At 39.9% G+C, this 16413-nt stretch carries 13 protein-coding genes; 12 read left to right on the top strand and 1 reads right to left on the bottom strand.

The annotated features are described in order from the left end of the window. Position 1 precedes the first annotated feature (1 nt). The 6 genes from JF53_RS07055 to JF53_RS07030 all read left to right on the top strand — a co-directional run bounded on the left by JF53_RS07055 (position 2) and on the right by JF53_RS07030 (position 7126). Positions 2-853, top strand: a complete 852-nt coding sequence (locus JF53_RS07055; protein ID WP_047980609.1) for a sugar ABC transporter permease — start codon at positions 2-4, stop codon at positions 851-853. Positions 854-896: 43 nt separating this feature from the next. After that, positions 897-1742, top strand: coding sequence for a component of transporter (locus JF53_RS07050; RefSeq protein ID WP_047980610.1), 846 nt, complete (start codon positions 897-899; stop codon positions 1740-1742). 120 nt (positions 1743-1862) lie between these two features. Next, positions 1863-3518, top strand: a complete 1656-nt coding sequence (locus tag JF53_RS07045) for a glycoside hydrolase family 13 protein (protein ID WP_047980611.1) — start codon at positions 1863-1865, stop codon at positions 3516-3518. 330 nt (positions 3519-3848) lie between these two features. Then, positions 3849-4865 (top strand): LacI family DNA-binding transcriptional regulator, encoded by a 1017-nt coding sequence (locus JF53_RS07040; protein ID WP_047980612.1) that lies wholly within the window; start codon positions 3849-3851, stop codon positions 4863-4865. Positions 4866-4996: 131 nt separating this feature from the next. After that, positions 4997-6142 (top strand): exo-beta-N-acetylmuramidase NamZ family protein, encoded by a 1146-nt coding sequence (locus tag JF53_RS07035; RefSeq protein ID WP_053071866.1) that lies wholly within the window; start codon positions 4997-4999, stop codon positions 6140-6142. 12 nt (positions 6143-6154) lie between these two features. Then, positions 6155-7126 carry an N-acetylglucosamine kinase gene (locus tag JF53_RS07030; protein WP_047980613.1) on the top strand — a complete coding sequence of 324 codons (972 nt, stop codon included), beginning with the start codon at positions 6155-6157 and terminating at the stop codon, positions 7124-7126. Between the two features lie 160 nt (positions 7127-7286). Here the strand turns inward: JF53_RS07030 and JF53_RS07025 are convergent, their stop codons facing one another. Further along, positions 7287-8858 carry a SpoIID/LytB domain-containing protein gene (locus JF53_RS07025; RefSeq protein ID WP_047980614.1) on the bottom strand — a complete coding sequence of 524 codons (1572 nt, stop codon included), beginning with the start codon at positions 8856-8858 and terminating at the stop codon, positions 7287-7289. A gap of 336 nt (positions 8859-9194) precedes the next feature. Between JF53_RS07025 and JF53_RS07020 the strand changes: the two genes are divergently transcribed. The 6 genes from JF53_RS07020 to JF53_RS06995 all read left to right on the top strand — a co-directional run bounded on the left by JF53_RS07020 (position 9195) and on the right by JF53_RS06995 (position 16173). Continuing rightward, on the top strand, positions 9195-9911 hold the full coding sequence (locus tag JF53_RS07020) for a PIG-L deacetylase family protein (protein ID WP_047980615.1): 717 nt from the start codon (positions 9195-9197) through the stop codon (positions 9909-9911). A gap of 21 nt (positions 9912-9932) precedes the next feature. Then, a complete protein-coding gene (nagZ, locus tag JF53_RS07015) occupies positions 9933-11540 on the top strand; it encodes a beta-N-acetylhexosaminidase (RefSeq protein WP_047980616.1) in 1608 nt (535 codons plus the stop codon). Then, positions 11540-12736: an anhydro-N-acetylmuramic acid kinase gene (locus tag JF53_RS07010; protein ID WP_047980617.1), complete on the top strand. Its 1197-nt coding sequence runs from the start codon at positions 11540-11542 to the stop codon at positions 12734-12736. The genes nagZ and JF53_RS07010 overlap by 1 nt, the downstream gene beginning before the upstream one ends. A gap of 60 nt (positions 12737-12796) precedes the next feature. Continuing rightward, a complete protein-coding gene (locus tag JF53_RS07005) occupies positions 12797-14146 on the top strand; it encodes an extracellular solute-binding protein (RefSeq protein WP_047980618.1) in 1350 nt (449 codons plus the stop codon). A gap of 117 nt (positions 14147-14263) precedes the next feature. Next, positions 14264-15196 (top strand): carbohydrate ABC transporter permease, encoded by a 933-nt coding sequence (locus JF53_RS07000; RefSeq protein ID WP_236686923.1) that lies wholly within the window; start codon positions 14264-14266, stop codon positions 15194-15196. An 11-nt stretch (positions 15197-15207) separates the two neighbouring features. After that, a complete protein-coding gene (locus JF53_RS06995; protein WP_047980619.1) occupies positions 15208-16173 on the top strand; it encodes a carbohydrate ABC transporter permease in 966 nt (321 codons plus the stop codon). Positions 16174-16413: the final 240 nt, after the last annotated feature.

Below are 16413 nucleotides of genomic sequence, written 5' to 3'. Positions count from 1 at the left end.
GATGAGCAAATTAGTGAAGTCCCAAAAAACCTCCCGGTTGCTTACGAAACTATTTACGTATTTCTATTTAATTCTACTAGCCGTAATCATTATTTATCCACTATTAATTACGGCAAGCTCAGCATTTAAGGCTGGAAATCTAACCGCATTTGATTTAAGCTTTGATGCAAATTGGACGTTAAGTAACTTTAGTCGACTCTTTAGTGAGACATTGTACGGGGAATGGTATTGGAATACGTTGATTATCGCATTGGTTACAATGGTAGTCCAAGTAACAGTAATTACATTAGCAGGTTATACGTATAGTAGATACCGTTTTGTTGGTCGTAAAAAGAGTTTAATGTTCTTCTTAATCGTTCAAATGGTACCGACTACCGCAGCATTAACGGCGTTCTATGTTATGGCGTTACTGTTAGGTGCTTTAGACCAAAGCTGGTTCCTGATGTTCCTTTATATAGGTGGCGGTATTCCGATGAATACTTGGTTAATGAAAGGTTACTTCGATACAGTACCATACGATTTGGATGAATCGGCTAAGTTAGATGGTGCTGGACATTTAAGGATTTTTGCACAAATTGTATTACCACTAGTAAAACCGATGATAGCTGTGCAATCCTTATGGGCGTTTATGACACCATTTGGTGAATATATGCTTGCGAAGTTCTTGCTTCGTACACCAGAAAATTATACGGTAGCGATAGGTCTGCAAACCTTTATTAACAACCCGCAAAACCAAAAAGTAGCATTGTTTGCGGCGGGTGCGATTTTAATTGCAGTTCCAATTTCCGTATTATTCTTTATGCTGCAAAAGCATTTTGTTGCTGGCCTAACTTCTGGTGGAACTAAAGGATAGTAATACAGCATGAGAGTTAATTTTATAGAAATGATGTGAATACATGAGAACAGATATATTTCCACTGAACTATTTTAAAAGCATAACGACACCGACGAACATCTTTAAGGGCAGAAAGCAATTAAATTGGTTCCAGATAGTTATCATCTTCTTATTTCTGAATGGGTTAATGATGATTCCATTATCGATTAATCTTGCAAAAATGGATTCTTATCCGGTTCAAGAAACATTTCCGAATGCGTTTGAGCTAGTGGACGAATCTGTTGTAACCGCATTACAGGAAGTGGAATTTTCACAGGGAGCAATGATAGCGAACCAGCAATTCTATTTCGAACGTGAGAATGGCGTTGTTGGGGGAAATGTATCAAATGCTGAGGAAAGGTCGGCATTACAGAAGGAAAATGCGCTACTTTTCTTAGAGAATGAACTTGTCATCAAGGAAGGAGACAATCCTGTTACACGAGTAATGTACACAGAGGATTTCTCTATGGATGGCGTAACTAGTGTGGAAGGCTTACAGACGAAAATCTCGGAGCAATGGTTTATTCAAAACAAGAGCTTCATTGTTGGAAGCTTATTGATGTCGGTATTTATCTTATTACTAGTAAGCATCGTTTTCATTTGCTTAGGTGCGGCAGTATTTGTGTACCTAACCAAAAAAGGACAGCTTTCATCAATTAAGACATATAAAGAATCGGTAAATCTAATCGTGAACACCATTGGACTATCGACAGTTATCGCATTGATAATAGGATTCATTCAATTCGACATTATCGTTATGATTATGACCCAAACACTTGGCTTTGTTATCATGCTATTGATTGTATTCGCCAAAACACGTTTTCACGATAGCGAAGACATTGTAGAAGAGACTAACGAATACAAGTAACAGTAATGCAAACAAAACATTCTATTTATAAACAGGAATCCAACGGTCAGTATAAAAACTGACCCCACTTCCGATAGCTATATTTCATCAACAAGAATATGATTAGCAAGGAGAATTTTCATGAAAAAAGTATGGTGGAAGGAAGCAGTCGCTTATCAAGTATATCCACGAAGTTTTATGGACTCAAACGGAGATGGCATCGGCGACATCCAAGGCGTCATCTCAAAACTTGATTATCTTAAAAATCTCGGTATCGATGTCATTTGGATGAGCCCAATCTATCAATCTCCCAATGATGATAACGGCTACGATATAAGTGATTATCAAGCTATTATGGATGAATTCGGAACGATGGAGGATTTTGATTTGCTTTTATCCGAGGTACACCGACGTGATATGAGATTAATCATGGATTTAGTAATTAATCATACATCAGACGAACACCCTTGGTTCATCGAATCACGTTCTTCCAAGGATAACCCTTACAGAGACTACTATTTATGGCATCCTGGTAAGGACGGAAAGGAGCCGAATAATTGGGAATCTATATTTGGTGGTTCCGCATGGAAATATGACGAGAAAACAAATGAATATTTCCTACATGTATTCTCTACGAAACAGCCCGATTTAAACTGGGAAAATCCAGCTGTTCGTAATGATTTATATAATATGGTAAATTGGTGGCTTGATAAAGGTATCGATGGATTTCGTGTGGATGCGATTTCCCATATTAAAAAGATTCCAGGATTTCCGGATTTACCAAACCCAGAAAATAAGCAATATGTTCCATCCTTTGATGGTCACATGAACCGTGAAGGAATTCAAGTATATTTGGAAGAGTTAAAGCAGAAAACCTTTGCGAACTATGACATTATGACAGTTGGAGAAGCAAATGGTGTAAGTATTGAGCAAGCAGAGGAATGGGTAGGAGAGAAAAACGGGAAGTTCGATATGATTTTCCAATTCGAACATTTAGACCTCTGGGGAAAAAATACGAAAACAGGCATCGATATCCATGCATTGAAACAGACAATGACTAAATGGCAAAAGGGACTTGAAGGTGTAGGCTGGAATGCTCTATTCCTTGAAAATCATGACCAACCAAGATCAGTTTCTACTTGGGGGAACAGTGGGGAATATCGAGTAGAATCTGCCAAATGTCTAGCTACTATGTACTTTCTCATGCAAGGGACACCATTTATTTATCAAGGTCAGGAGATCGGCATGACCAATGTCCAGTTCCCATCGATTGATGATTACGATGATGTTGGGATGCGGAATTATTATTTTCATGAATTGGAAAAAGGAACTCCTGAATTAGAAATCATGGAAGTCATTTGGAAAACAGGTCGCGATAATTCGAGAACACCAATGCAATGGACAATTGAGAAAAATGCAGGTTTTTCTAATGGAACACCATGGATGAAGGTAAATCCGAATTACACAGAAATCAATGTAGAAAGCGAAATGAAGAACCCAAATTCTATTTATCATTATTATCGAAAGCTAATCCAATTACGAAAAGAGCAATCTGTTCTTATCTATGGAAACTACGATATTGTGATGGAAGAACACAATCAAATTTATGCGTATAAGCGTACCTTAGGTGATGAAGCGGTATTAATTATGACAAATTTATTTGAAGAAGAGGTAGTATTTGACTTCCCAGCTGAATTCGTCAATACTCGAAAAGAGTTATTATTAAGTAACTACGATGACAATAAAGAAAATATACTTAAACCATATGAAGCTAGAGTTTATAAACTAGTTAAATAGGGTTAGGAAAAAGGGGGCAAAAATAGTTTGTCCCCTTACTGCTTAGATACGATTATGTGGGATATTTGATGATGTACCAACTTTGGTGTAGGCTGTTACGATGTGGTTGCTTTTTTAAAATGGTATGGATAGCTTTTTTAGAAGCCAGATTCAGAAATTAAGTAACCTGCCGATAAAGTAAATGTAAGGGTTTTAAATCAGACAGAAAACGATCAGTCTGCATACCTTGAAATCATGTAGAAGAGTTGAACTAAAACAGAATTTTTAAGTGGTAAACATGAAAAAATCGAAGAATATAGCAAGATAAAATGTAAATTAGAGGGTGATTAAATGGTAACAATAAAAGATGTGGCAAAAGCAAGTGGTGTATCACCCTCTACGGTTTCTCGTGTGATTGCCAATAATCCTAGAATAAGTGAAGAAACGAAGAAAAAAGTGCGTAGGATGATGAAGGAATTAGGCTATCATCCGAATATTAATGCCCGTAATCTAGTTGCTAAGTCTACTAAAGCAATAGGTGTTATTATGCCATCTTCTGCAAACCGTGCTTTGCAAAATCCATTTTTCCCCGAAATACTTCGAGGAATTAGCTCTGTTATTCATGATGTATCATACTCAATGTTTCTTTCGACTGGTGAAACGGAGGAGGAAATATTTAAGGAAGTTCAACGAATGGTTTATGGCAGTTATGTAGATGGTGTGATTTTACTTTATTCTCGTGTAGAAGATAAGGTGACCAACTTTTTACGTGAACAGGGATTTCCGTTTGTCATAGTTGGAAAACCTGACCGCTTTGAGACAGAAATTACCCATGTGGATAATGATAACTTCAAGGCTGGAAAGGAAATTACAACCCACTTAATTGAAATGGGGCATGAACGAATAGGCTTTATTGGTGGTTCTCGCGAGTTGCTAGTAACGCGCGAACGTGAAGGTGGTTATGAAGCTGCATTACGAGAAGCGGGAATTCCGAATCAGGAGTCGTATAAAATTCACACGCAGTTTTTGAAATCGGGTGGACGAGAAGCAGTGGAGCATTTACTTTCCCTGGAAACAATCCCAACAGGCTTAGTAGTCAGTGATGATTTAATCAGTTTAGGAATGTTAAGTAGATTAGAAGAGTCTGGTATCCGTGTCCCGCAGGATGTTTCGATGGTTAGTTTTAATAATGTTTACTTATCGGAGATTACTAGACCGGCCTTGACGACTGTCGATATTCATATTCAAGAATTAGGTGCTCAATCAGCGAAAGTACTGATTGAAAAAACGATAAATAAAAATGAGCCTGCGAAACGAATTATAATTCCACATAAAATCGTTTATCGGGATTCTGTGAGCAAACATTAGAAGAGGCCAATTTTGGCTTCTTTTTTATGCTTTCTTTCAGTTATGTATAAGGTGACTGAAAATTACGATTGTTATTGACCTGGTTATGGTATGATAGACATGAATTCAGACAGTTGTTGGGGAGTGGTGTTGTGAAGGTAGGCTTAGAGGTTTTTCTTGAAAAGCATACAAACATCGTCAAGGGGCAGCGAGTAGGGCTGTTAACCAATTTAACAGGGGTTAATCATCAGCTTGAGGCAACGATTGATTTATTTTATAAGCATGACGCAATTCAACTAACGGCATTATTTGGACCAGAGCATGGTCTTCGTGGAGAGGTTCAAGAGGGCCAGCATGTTGATTCCAGCATTGATTCGTATACGGGAGTACCAATATATAGCTTGTATACAAAGGATAAGAAACCAAATACCACAATGCTAGAAAATGTTGATGTAATGGTTTGTGACCTACAGGATATTGGTACACGGTATTATACGTTTATTTATACATTGGCAAATGTGATGAAAATTTGTGGGCAAATGGGTAAAAAAGTTATCGTACTAGATCGTCCTAATCCGATTAATGGTGTATCAGTTGAAGGAAATTTGGTAGAAGAGCGTTTCCGTTCGTTTGTTGGTCAATATCCTATGCCAGTCCGACACGGGATGACAATCGGGGAATTATCTGTATTATTCAAGCATGAATTTGGTATCGAGTGCGAGCTCGAGGTTATTGGAATGGAAGGTTGGCAACGGGGGATGTTTTTTGATGAGACAGATTTATTTTGGGTGCCTCCTACGCCGAATACAACGACGATGGATATGTGTCTGTTGTACCCTGGAACCTGTCTAGTGGAAGGGACTAACTTTTCAGAAGGAAGAGGGACAACAAGACCGTTCGAAGTAATCGGAGCACCATTTGTAGATGGACGAAAATTAGCGACCGAATTAAATAATCTTTCATTAGCGGGAGTGTTATTCCGCCCAACAGTGTTTAAACCGATGTATTCCAAGCATGCGGGAGAAGTCTGTGAAGGTGTACAGGTACATTTAGCTAATCGAATTATTAATCCATTTGAGATTGGAATTTACTTGATAGAAACACTAGCCAAATGCTACCCAGATGAGTTTTCGTATATAACAGCAGGAAAAGCAAATCGCTACTTTATCGATTTGTTGGCAGGAACAGATGATTTAAGACATCAGGTAGAGCAAGGGAATACAGCGCCGTTCCGTGAGTCGCTCTCGGCATCGGCACAGGAATTTATCACGATTAGAAAAAAATATTTACTCTACTAGTAGGTGAATAGGATGGTATATGTTGTCGGTATTGATGGCGGCGGGACAAAGACAGATGTGGTCGTTGCCGATGTAAAAGGGAATGTTTACATGTGTACTACATATGGAACAACCAATCCGAATACGATATCGAAGCAAGAATTGGAGGAAACGATTGCTAGTATTTTTCGAGATTTGAGGCGGAAAATAACAGTTACTGAGGTACACGCTGTTTTTGCAGGAATCTCTGGTGCGGGGAGTCCTGAAACCAAGCAGTATTTAGAAGGATTGCTACTAAAATATGTTGGGGACACCACAGAAGTTCGCGTTGAAATCGATGCATTGAATGCATTGTATTCCGGGACAATTGGAAAGCCGGGCATCGTTCAAATATGTGGCACTGGTTCCATTACCTATGGAATAACTAGTCAAGGGAAACAGGATCGTGTTGGTGGCTGGGGATATTTAGTAGGTGATGAGGGAAGCGGATATGATATTGGAAGACGAGGGATAAGTGCAGCTCTGAAACGACTGGATGGTCGAGGGAAAGACACTATTTTAGTGGAACTACTTTTCGATCGATTTGGGGTTCATAATGCTCGTTCCTTAATTGATAAAATCTATCAAGCTAATAATCCGAAAGTTAAGATAGCTCCAGTATCAGAACTAGTGCTGAGAGCTTTTGAAAAGGGAGATGAAGTCTCAAGTGAGATTGTTCGTGCAGTCGTTTCCGATGTTGGTGACAGTATTCGCGTGCTATACCGAAAATTATTTCATGACGATGAAGTTGCTCCAGTTCCAGTCGTGCTTTGTGGTGGTGTTTTTCAAGCAAAGCGTGTTATTCCGGTATTACTCCGGGAGGAACTACAGGATCTGGGTTCATCCATTGCGATTATGCTGCCTGAATTACCACCAGTTGCGGGGAGTGTGTTTGCTGCCTATAACATGATTGGTTTAACTCCTGATGAAGGCTTGATAGAAGCCTTGAAGGTTCGATTGAAATAAACAAGGCTGGACATAAGCAATTAGCGGCAGGTGTTTGCTCCTTTGGGGTATCCACCTTACCAGTTTCCCACCGGACCTACGTATACGCCCTACACTAAATTTGAGTGTTGGTCGTATTTTGCTTATGCCCCAGCCTTAATTTTACCTTTAACTCAAACCATTAATCCCATACTTCTAACTCAATCCCTTGATAATAATGCTTTAAAATTTGATCATAGGTACGGTTTTTAACGGCCATGCCCATTGCACCGGTTTGTGACATGCCGACACCGTGACCCCAGCCGCCGCCATAAACTTCAAAGCCAGTTAGTTCTTTAGTTCGTTTATCGTTTACCGGCTCTATATAGAAGAGGGTGCTGAGTAAAACACTTTGTGCGCCATTGGCATTAATGTATTTTAATGCCCAGCGGATTTGATCTTTGTATTCATAGAAGGTACCGTTTTCTGTTATGAATTCAATTTCTAGAACTCTACCGGAATTGGAACGTTCTACCACATTAATTTCATAGACTTCTCCAACATCGGTGCTAAAATAGTCACTTAGCACCTCACTAATCTCTTCTTTTGTCCATTCAAAATACCAACGATGGTAGCGAGACCAGTCTGCTTCAAAGTCACCATTTCTTGTTGCGCGTAGTGCCTTTGGATTGGCACTGTTTTTGAATACTGCAAGGGTTGGTACATGCTCGAAGGATTTTCCTCGTTGCGAATCTGGTACTCCACGCAAATAAGGCACAGGGTCAGAATTCCATACATCTTCATTATTTGCTGTAAATCCCCCTGAGGTTGAATGGTAGACTGCGCTAATTAAGTCACCGTTATACGTTGCAACAACCCCAGCGGTTTCTTGGACTGCTTGGGTGGAAACGGGTTGTTCCGCATCATAGCCCCCATATACTTGATCAGAAGTAGTTGGGAGTAAATCATAGCCATCCGCATTACGCTTTCCTAGACCAGAGATGGCGTAAGTTCTAGCTGCAACGGCTTGTGCTTTTTGTGCTTCTAGCTCGCCATATGGATTTGGTGGCAATTCCAAAGGTACAACCCCATATAAATATTCCTCCAGTGGTAATTCATTAATACCTGCTAGTGTACCACTGCTATTAAAGGCAACTTCACCAATTCCCCGGTATTGTTTTCCGTCAATCTTAATGAATCCATTTTCGGAGCTAATCTGAATTGCATTGGGGACAACTGTTTCAAAATCCTCTGCAATTACGCGGAATTCTGATTCACCAGATGAGACGGTTATTAACCGCCAATAAGCATCACTTGCAGCAAACCCTTGAGCAATCATTTGTTGGCGGAAAGCTTCTCGTTCTCCCCAACCGGCATTAGCAGGAAATTTACCAATTAATAAACGCCAGCCATTATTATAGTCTTCCACATACGTGTCATAGCCAGCAATTTCTGCTCGATTTAACCAATCCTGCATATAAGGGACATTGGTTGTCCAAGCTGTTTGCAGCCAGTAATTCGTTTCCACAGATGCTGCCTGAGAAAGCTCAACTTGTACCGTTTCACTAGTACCACTGTAAATAATTGCGCCTGTTTCTTTATCCGTAATCGTAAAATCTTGATTACTCCCGATGGTAATGGACTCAGTAGATGGTACGACACCAATACGTATTTGTTGTGTGGGACTGTCTGCAAAACTAGACAAATGGTTACTAAAAAAGCTTGCTAATACTAGTAAACTTACGAAAAAAATCAAACTAACCTTTCTTAACATGTGTAACACCTCCATTTTTTAAGCGCTTACACAGTTACTATTCAACATTAATGATAAGAATCCTCTTTCAGATAATAGGATAAAAGATGTGTTTTTCGTTAATTTATAGCTATTTAGTCCTGTTTAATACGATATTTTTGAAATATTAGACCGAAAAAATATAAAAAAATATGAATTAGTATTTTAATTTATCGGATTTATTGTATAATGATAGTGTTACATTATTCAGAAAATATAAGTTCTTCTTCTATAAGGCTTCGATAAGGTATTTTATTTCGCTCAAAAAAAGTATGTAAGCGATTACATCAAGTCATATCCATAGGAAGAGGTGCAGACATGAATGGAAAACATCACGTAATGGTAATTGGTGCTCATTGTGGGGATGCTGAGATTCAGGCAGGCGCAATTGCCCATAAATATGCAAAAGCAGGACATGAGGTGACATTTTTACATTTAACTGCAGGGGAAAAGGGAAATCCTACACATATTTCGGTGGAGGATTATCGGGAACAAAAAATTAAAGAGGCAGAAAAAGCGGCAGCTATACTCGGGGCTAAAAGCATTACATTAGGTTATAAGGATGCAGAGTTGAAGGAAGATGAAGAAACAGTAACAGCTGTAGCCAAGCTTTTTCGGGAACTAAAGCCAACGATTGTCATTACTCATTGGGTAAATAGTATGCATCCCGATCATGCCCTTTGTCCAAAGATTACACAGGCAGCATGGTTAAAGGCGGCATTGCCAGGGTTTGATATCGATGGGTTACCACCACATTCGTTATCAAGAATGCTTCATAGTGAAAACTGGGAGGATATGCAGGGCTATGAGCCAGATATTTATGTTGATGTTTCAGAAGAGTTTGATACGTATCTGGAAGCATTATCTCAATACTGGTTTATTATGAATTCCACTTCGTTCCGTTACTATGACTATTATAAAGCGCTTGGAACCATGAGAGGCTGTTTAATGCGAACAACCTATGGGCAAACATTGAAGTTCCCAATTGGCAGCAACACGCGAAAAGGAAGCTCTATTCCGGGATTTGAGCTATAGAAAAAGGGCGGTGTATAGGTCATGGAGATGACGATTGATAAAAAGATTGGCCAGTTAATGGTTTTTGGCTTTAAAGGAAAAACAGCAACACCAGAGATAAAGAAGCTTATTCAGCAACAGCATGTTGGTGGCATAATTCTTTTTGGGCGAAATATTGGTACGACAGAAGAAGTTCTTGCTTTAACGACAGAATTACAAAAGGTAGCCAAAGAATCGGGTCATAAACAACCGTTACTCATCTGTATAGATCAAGAGAATGGTGTTGTTCGTAGGCTAGGAGAAGGGGCTACTATCTTTCCGGGTTCTATGTTACTTGGGGCAACAGGTAGAAGTGAAAATGCTTATATAACAGGACTCTTGACTGGTCGTGAACTAAAATCGCTTGGGATAAATTGGAATTTGGCGCCTGTTTTGGATGTGAATAATAATCCAGACAATCCAGTTATTGGCGTGCGATCTTATGGCGAATCTGCGGAGATGGTTGCTGCGTTTGGTAAACAGGCAGTTAAAGGGATGCAGGATGCTGGCGTTATTACCACCTTAAAGCACTTTCCGGGACATGGGGATACAAATGTTGACTCACATCTCGATTTACCAACGATTGCCCATGATATGGAACGGTTGAAGCAGATTGAACTGAAGCCGTTTATCGAGGTGATGGAACAAGGGGCAGATACGGTGATGACGGCACATGTATATTTTCCTGCGATTGAAAAACAGCCAGGTGTACCAGCCACCTTATCAAAAAAGGTTATTACAGATTTGTTAAGAGAAGAATTAGGGTTTACTGGCGTAGTGACAACTGATTGCATGGAGATGAATGCAATTTCAGAAGGTATCGGTACGGCAGAAGGGGCAGTTGCCGCCTTAAAAGCAGGAGTAGACTTGATTATGGTCTCGCATCTTCAATCCAGACAATATGAAACATTAAGTCTTGTCAAAGCAGCAGTCCAGTCTGGTGAAATTACGGAAGGAGAATTAGATACAGCTTATGAACGTGTGAAGCGATTGAAGGCTGACTATTTAACCTGGGAGGATATTCCACTAGCAGCTACCCCAGTCGTGCCAACCGATGTTGGCAGTAAGTTTCATGAAGTAGAAGCATTTGAACTTTACAAGCAAGGCATTACTTTGGTGAAAAACGAGCAAGAGCTACTACCACTTAATCTTGTAGAAGATAGTCGTGTTTTGGTCGTATACCCTGAAAACAGCTATGCAATGCAAGTAGAGGATAAGCGCTATGCGACGTTTTCCCTCGGAGAAACTGTACATAAACTACATGAAAATACCGAGATTTTTGAGCTTTCCAATCCGCCAACAGCTGAAGAGATAAGCAATCTTAAGTTAATTGCAAAGGATTACCAAGCCATTATCGTAGGTACGCTTTCGGTAAAGCCAAGAGACAAACAAATCGAACTGGTTAAAGTGCTATTTCAAGAAAATCCACAAATCGTGGTAATTGCGACAAGAAGTCCCTATGATATTTCATATTTGCCAGATGTTCCAGCATATATTGCCACTTACGAGTTTACAGCACCAGCACTAAAGGTAGCAGTGGAAGCAGTATTTGGAAAGGTGACTGTAAAAGGAAAACTACCAGTAACGCTTCCTGAGAAGAAGGGAGAATAATGATGCCAATGCAGCAAGATGATTGCTATGCAGTCGGAATTATGTCAGGTACTTCTTTAGATGGTATAGATATAGCTGTCGTAAGGATAGTAGAGAAAGAAACGATCCAGCTCGAATTGACGTATTTTGAATCCTTTCCATATGCAGCTGACATTAAGCGGCACCTATTAGCACTTTGCGATCTGACTAGTGCCACGATCCAACTGATAGCAAGTATGAATATGTTACTGGGTAAGTTATATGCAGATGCAGCGTTAAAAGGGATACAGGGTGCTGGTCTTCGAAGGGAAGAGATCGCCTTTATTAGTTCCCATGGTCAAACCATTTACCATCAGCCCATTGGGATTGATATAGCTGGTGAGAACGTAACAGCTACACTACAAATTGGGGATATTAGTATGATTGCCGAAAGAACTGGTATTACAACGGTAGGAGACTTTCGAACACGAGACATGGCTGCTGGTGGTCAAGGAGCACCACTTGTGCCTTATGCTGATTTTCTATTATTTCGTGAAAAAGCAATTGGTCGTGTGCTCGTGAATATCGGTGGAATTTCCAATATAACGGTACTACCAGCAAATTGTAAGGAGTCTGATGTTCAGGCATATGATACAGGTCCTGGTAACATGATTATTGATTATTTTGCTAAACGAATGACGAATGGTAAACAAGCTTATGACAAAGACGGCTTCATCGCGGCAAAAGGCAAAACGAACCTAGAATGGCTGGAGAAATTATTGCTAGAGCCGTATTATGCACAGCAACCACCGAAGTCCACTGGAAGAGAGCTTTTCGGGGAGGAATATGCCCGTAAACTTTGGGATGAGGCGGAGGAACGGTCGATTAGTTTTGAAGACCGAATTGCGACAATTACCGAATTAACTGCGGTTACACTGGCAAATGAACTAAATCGCTATGCTATGCAAGTAAAGCTTCGGGAGGTTTTTGTCAGTGGTGGAGGTAGTAATAATACAACATTAATGAACGCTATTAAAAGGCACATGCCAGAAATGATAACTGTACATAAAACCGATGACATTGGGATGCCTGCTGATGCAAAAGAAGCAATGGTTTTCGCGTTGCTAGGCTATCAGTATTTGAATAAAAGAACGAATAATTTACCAGCAGCTACTGGGGCAGAATCGAAAGTCATGATGGGAAAAGTAGCATGGGGGTCTGCTGAAGGAGGTGAATAATTTCAAGCATTCATCCATTTTTGTTGAACGATTGAAAATTAACAGTAGGGGGAAGTAACCATGAAAGGAAAAATGAAACTGTTTTTGATGCTGTTATTGGCATGTGTACTTGTATTAAGTGCCTGTAACAATGATTCATCTGGTGAGACAGATGCAGATGGTAACTGGACTGGAACGATTACAATCTGGGATGGACCTCGTTGGGCAAAAGAGGGGGATACATCTGGTGAAGATGGTGAAGGGAATAAATATTTCTGGTTAGAAGAAAAAATTGAGGAATTTGAAGCTGCTCATGAAGGGGTAGAGATTGAGTTGGTACAGGTTCCTTGGGCTGAGATGCCAGATAAACTAGGGGTTAATATTGCCGGTCAATCATGGCCAGATATTGCACCAGTGGATATTAGTGGAAGTGCTGTGAGCATTGATCATATCGAACAAGGTGTTGTGGAGCCTCTGAATGATTTCTTTACAGAGGATGAGTTACGTGATTTCTATGACAATGCACTTGATGCGTATACGTACAATGATAAATTATACGGTATTCCAAACTCACTAACCGTTCATTCGATGTTGTTAAACTTAGATTTGTTTGAAGAGGTTGGTGTGGAACCACCTGCAAATGGAGAATGGACTTGGGATGAATTCGTTGAAACAGCTGAGAAATTAACATTTGATCGTGATGGTGATGGCGAAATGGATGTTTATGGATTTTCGACGTATATCATGCCTGGCTATTATGAAGCATGGCCATTTTTCTACATGAATGGAGCACAGCCTTTAAGTGATGACTTATCGGAGTTTACCTTTGATTCACCCGAAGCAATTGAAGCTATTCAAGCACTTGCAGATTTGAAGCTTGAGGATGGTGTTGCCCCAGTTTCAATGGGTGGTGCTGATGTTGGAGGTACCTTCCAAGCATGGGCAAGTGAAGAGCAACGTACTGTAGCAATGGAACCGTGGGCTACTTGGGCGATTACATCTGCTCAATCCGCGTATCCAACTAACTTTATGGTAGCCAATTATCCAACTGGTTCAACCGGAGAGCCAATTACAATTGGTGGTGTCGGTGGTTGGACGATGTTTAAGCAAGAAAGTGATGCGAAGAAGGAAGTTGTCGCGGAGTTCATGAAATTCATTTCTGATACAGATGAGCAATTCCTAATGGCGCAAGAGTATGGTATCTTCCCAGCTCGCATTAGTGCAGCAGAACAAGATCCATATGCAGATAATCCAGAAATGGCACGTGCACAAGAAATGTCTTCACAAGTGGTGATGCTACCGCGTCATCCAGAGTGGAAGAAGATTGATGAAATTATTCAACGTGAATTGCAGCTTGTATTTAACGGTGAGAAAACCGCTGAAGAAGCAATGGCTACTGCTAAACCTGAGGTGGAAGCATTGCTAGAGTAGGGATGAAAGGTAGACTTTGGGATTCCAGAGTCTACCAGCTTTTCTTCATCGGATAGTGATATTGGTAATTCTTTATCAGGCTTTACATAGTGAAAAGGACAGCGGGGAGGGAGAAATTTGGACGGATCTACTACATCAATTAAAAATTCAATGAAAAGTGCTGGAAAGAGTTTAAAAAGAACTGGGTATTTGATGCGAAAAAACTATGCAGCATACCTCTTTTTACTCCCAAAATTAATGTTATTTGTTATCTTTATCGCCATACCGGTTGTTTGGGCGTTTGTTTTATCATTTCAAGAATACCGCATTATGGATTCGAACGTATTCGTTGGGTTTGCTAATTATATGCAGGTGTTTGAAAGTGATGCCTTTAAGAAAGCACTTCTCAATACATCCATCTATACAGTAATAACGGTACCATTCAATGTTATTACCGCTTTAATTGCTGCATCGCTCATTCATTCGTTAGGTAGGTTTGCGCAAAGCTTTTTCCGAGCGGCATTCTATTTACCTACAGTGACATCGATGGTCATCATTGCGATGGTATGGCGATGGATGTATAACTATGAGTTTGGCTTATTTAATCATGTTATCGGTTGGTTTGGGATGGATTCGGTTAACTGGCTTGGTCAAACAGATTCAGCTTTATCAGCAATTATTATTATGCAAATGCTTATACCATTTGGTGTTGGGATTATCTTATATTTAGCTTCGATGAGCTCCATATCTGATTCCTTATACGAAGCCGCAACGATTGATGGTGCTAATGCATTTCAGAAATGGATGCGAATCACAATTCCGATGTTAAAGCCATCGACGGTGTATTTAACGCTACTAAGTACGATTGGTTCCTTCCAGGTATTTACGCAAATCATTTTAATGACTGGTGGCGGTCCTGGGTATGCAACGGAAACATTAGTGCACTTAATCTATAAAACTGGTTTCCGAGATTTTGAGTTTGGTTTGGCTGCGGCACAATCTGTTGTCTTATTTTTCATCATTTTAGTGGTATCAATTCTCCAATACAGAGCATTACGCCATGACGAGTAGGAGGGAAATACATGAATAAGCGATTTAGTTTGAAGAAGACGATTGTCTATATATTGTTAATCTCGGCAGCTGTTATTTCCCTTTTGCCATTGTACTGGGTGTTTAGTACTTCTGTTCAGTTAAGTAGTTATCAGGACGAGGAGCTAGATCGTCCGACTTCCTATGTGAATGCCAATCCACCAAAGATGTTTCCAGTTGGAATACCAGAGTATTTTGAGCATTGGGGAAAAGCAAGGGAAGCTGAAAAAATAGGGGATACGGAACAAGAAGCCTATCACCGTGACGTGATGGATAAAATTGTAACCGATATGTTTTCCGGTTTTAAACGATTATTCCAGCAAAATAATATGGGAATGTGGTTTATTAACAGTTTGTACATCGGTGTAGTGGTGACGATTGGAATACTATTATTTGATTCGATGGCCGGATATGTACTAGCAAAGAAGAAGTTTCCGGGACGAAATTTTATCTTCTGGTTAATTATTTCCACCATGATGATCCCATCACAGGTAACGCTAGTTCCGATGTTCATTATGATCCGTGATTTAAATTTAATGGATACGCATTGGGCGCTAATTTTACCGGATTTATCGATGGTATTTGGGGTGTTTTTAATGCGGCAATTCATGTTCTCGATTCCAGATGAATTATTGGAAGCGGCTAAAATCGATGGGGCAAGTGAATGGAAAACGTATTGGAGTATTGTCTTACCCCTTGCTAGACCAGGATTAGCAGCATTAGGGATATTTACATTTATGAACGTATGGAACTCCTTCCTATGGCCAATTATCGTATTAAATAGTGCGAAATTGTATACATTACCGGTTGGACTAAAAACGTTACAGGATGCTAATCTAGCAGATTTCAAGCTACTCATGAGTGGAGCTGCTATCGCTTCGATTCCAATGATCATCGTATTTATTTTCTTCCAGCGTCATTTTGTAAAAGGATTGACTTTGGGTGGCGTGAAGGAATAATCGGGTTTGGGCGGTATCAGTAGAAATGGCAGGATATCAGCAGGGAATGGGAAACATCAGCAGATATGGCCGGATATCAGCAGGGAATGGGAAACATCAGTAGGTATGGCCGGATATCAGCAGGGAATAAGAAATATCAGTAGATATCCTAACATATCAGCCGGAAAATTAATGAACTGTAGTAAACAGTAAACACGAGGAAACTAAATTAACTTCATGCTATATGGGATGAAGTGAAAT

It is taken from the genome of Ornithinibacillus contaminans (assembly GCF_001038425.2).
In the GTDB taxonomy this organism is placed as follows: domain Bacteria; phylum Bacillota; class Bacilli; order Bacillales; family Amphibacillaceae; genus Ornithinibacillus; species Ornithinibacillus contaminans.
Note: the sequence above shows the minus strand (reverse complement) of the source record. Positions and strands in the feature narration are given on the sequence as shown.

Coding starts and splice junctions, on each gene's coding strand:
- JF53_RS07055 (WP_047980609.1), top strand. CDS start 2: ATGAGCAAATTAGTGAAGTCCCAAAAAACCTCCCGGTTGCTTACGAAA.
- JF53_RS07050 (WP_047980610.1), top strand. CDS start 897: ATGAGAACAGATATATTTCCACTGAACTATTTTAAAAGCATAACGACA.
- JF53_RS07045 (WP_047980611.1), top strand. CDS start 1,863: ATGAAAAAAGTATGGTGGAAGGAAGCAGTCGCTTATCAAGTATATCCA.
- JF53_RS07040 (WP_047980612.1), top strand. CDS start 3,849: ATGGTAACAATAAAAGATGTGGCAAAAGCAAGTGGTGTATCACCCTCT.
- JF53_RS07030 (WP_047980613.1), top strand. CDS start 6,155: ATGGTATATGTTGTCGGTATTGATGGCGGCGGGACAAAGACAGATGTG.
- JF53_RS07025 (WP_047980614.1), bottom strand. CDS start 8,858: ATGTTAAGAAAGGTTAGTTTGATTTTTTTCGTAAGTTTACTAGTATTA.
- JF53_RS07020 (WP_047980615.1), top strand. CDS start 9,195: ATGAATGGAAAACATCACGTAATGGTAATTGGTGCTCATTGTGGGGAT.
- nagZ (WP_047980616.1), top strand. CDS start 9,933: ATGGAGATGACGATTGATAAAAAGATTGGCCAGTTAATGGTTTTTGGC.
- JF53_RS07010 (WP_047980617.1), top strand. CDS start 11,540: ATGATGCCAATGCAGCAAGATGATTGCTATGCAGTCGGAATTATGTCA.
- JF53_RS07005 (WP_047980618.1), top strand. CDS start 12,797: ATGAAAGGAAAAATGAAACTGTTTTTGATGCTGTTATTGGCATGTGTA.
- JF53_RS06995 (WP_047980619.1), top strand. CDS start 15,208: ATGAATAAGCGATTTAGTTTGAAGAAGACGATTGTCTATATATTGTTA.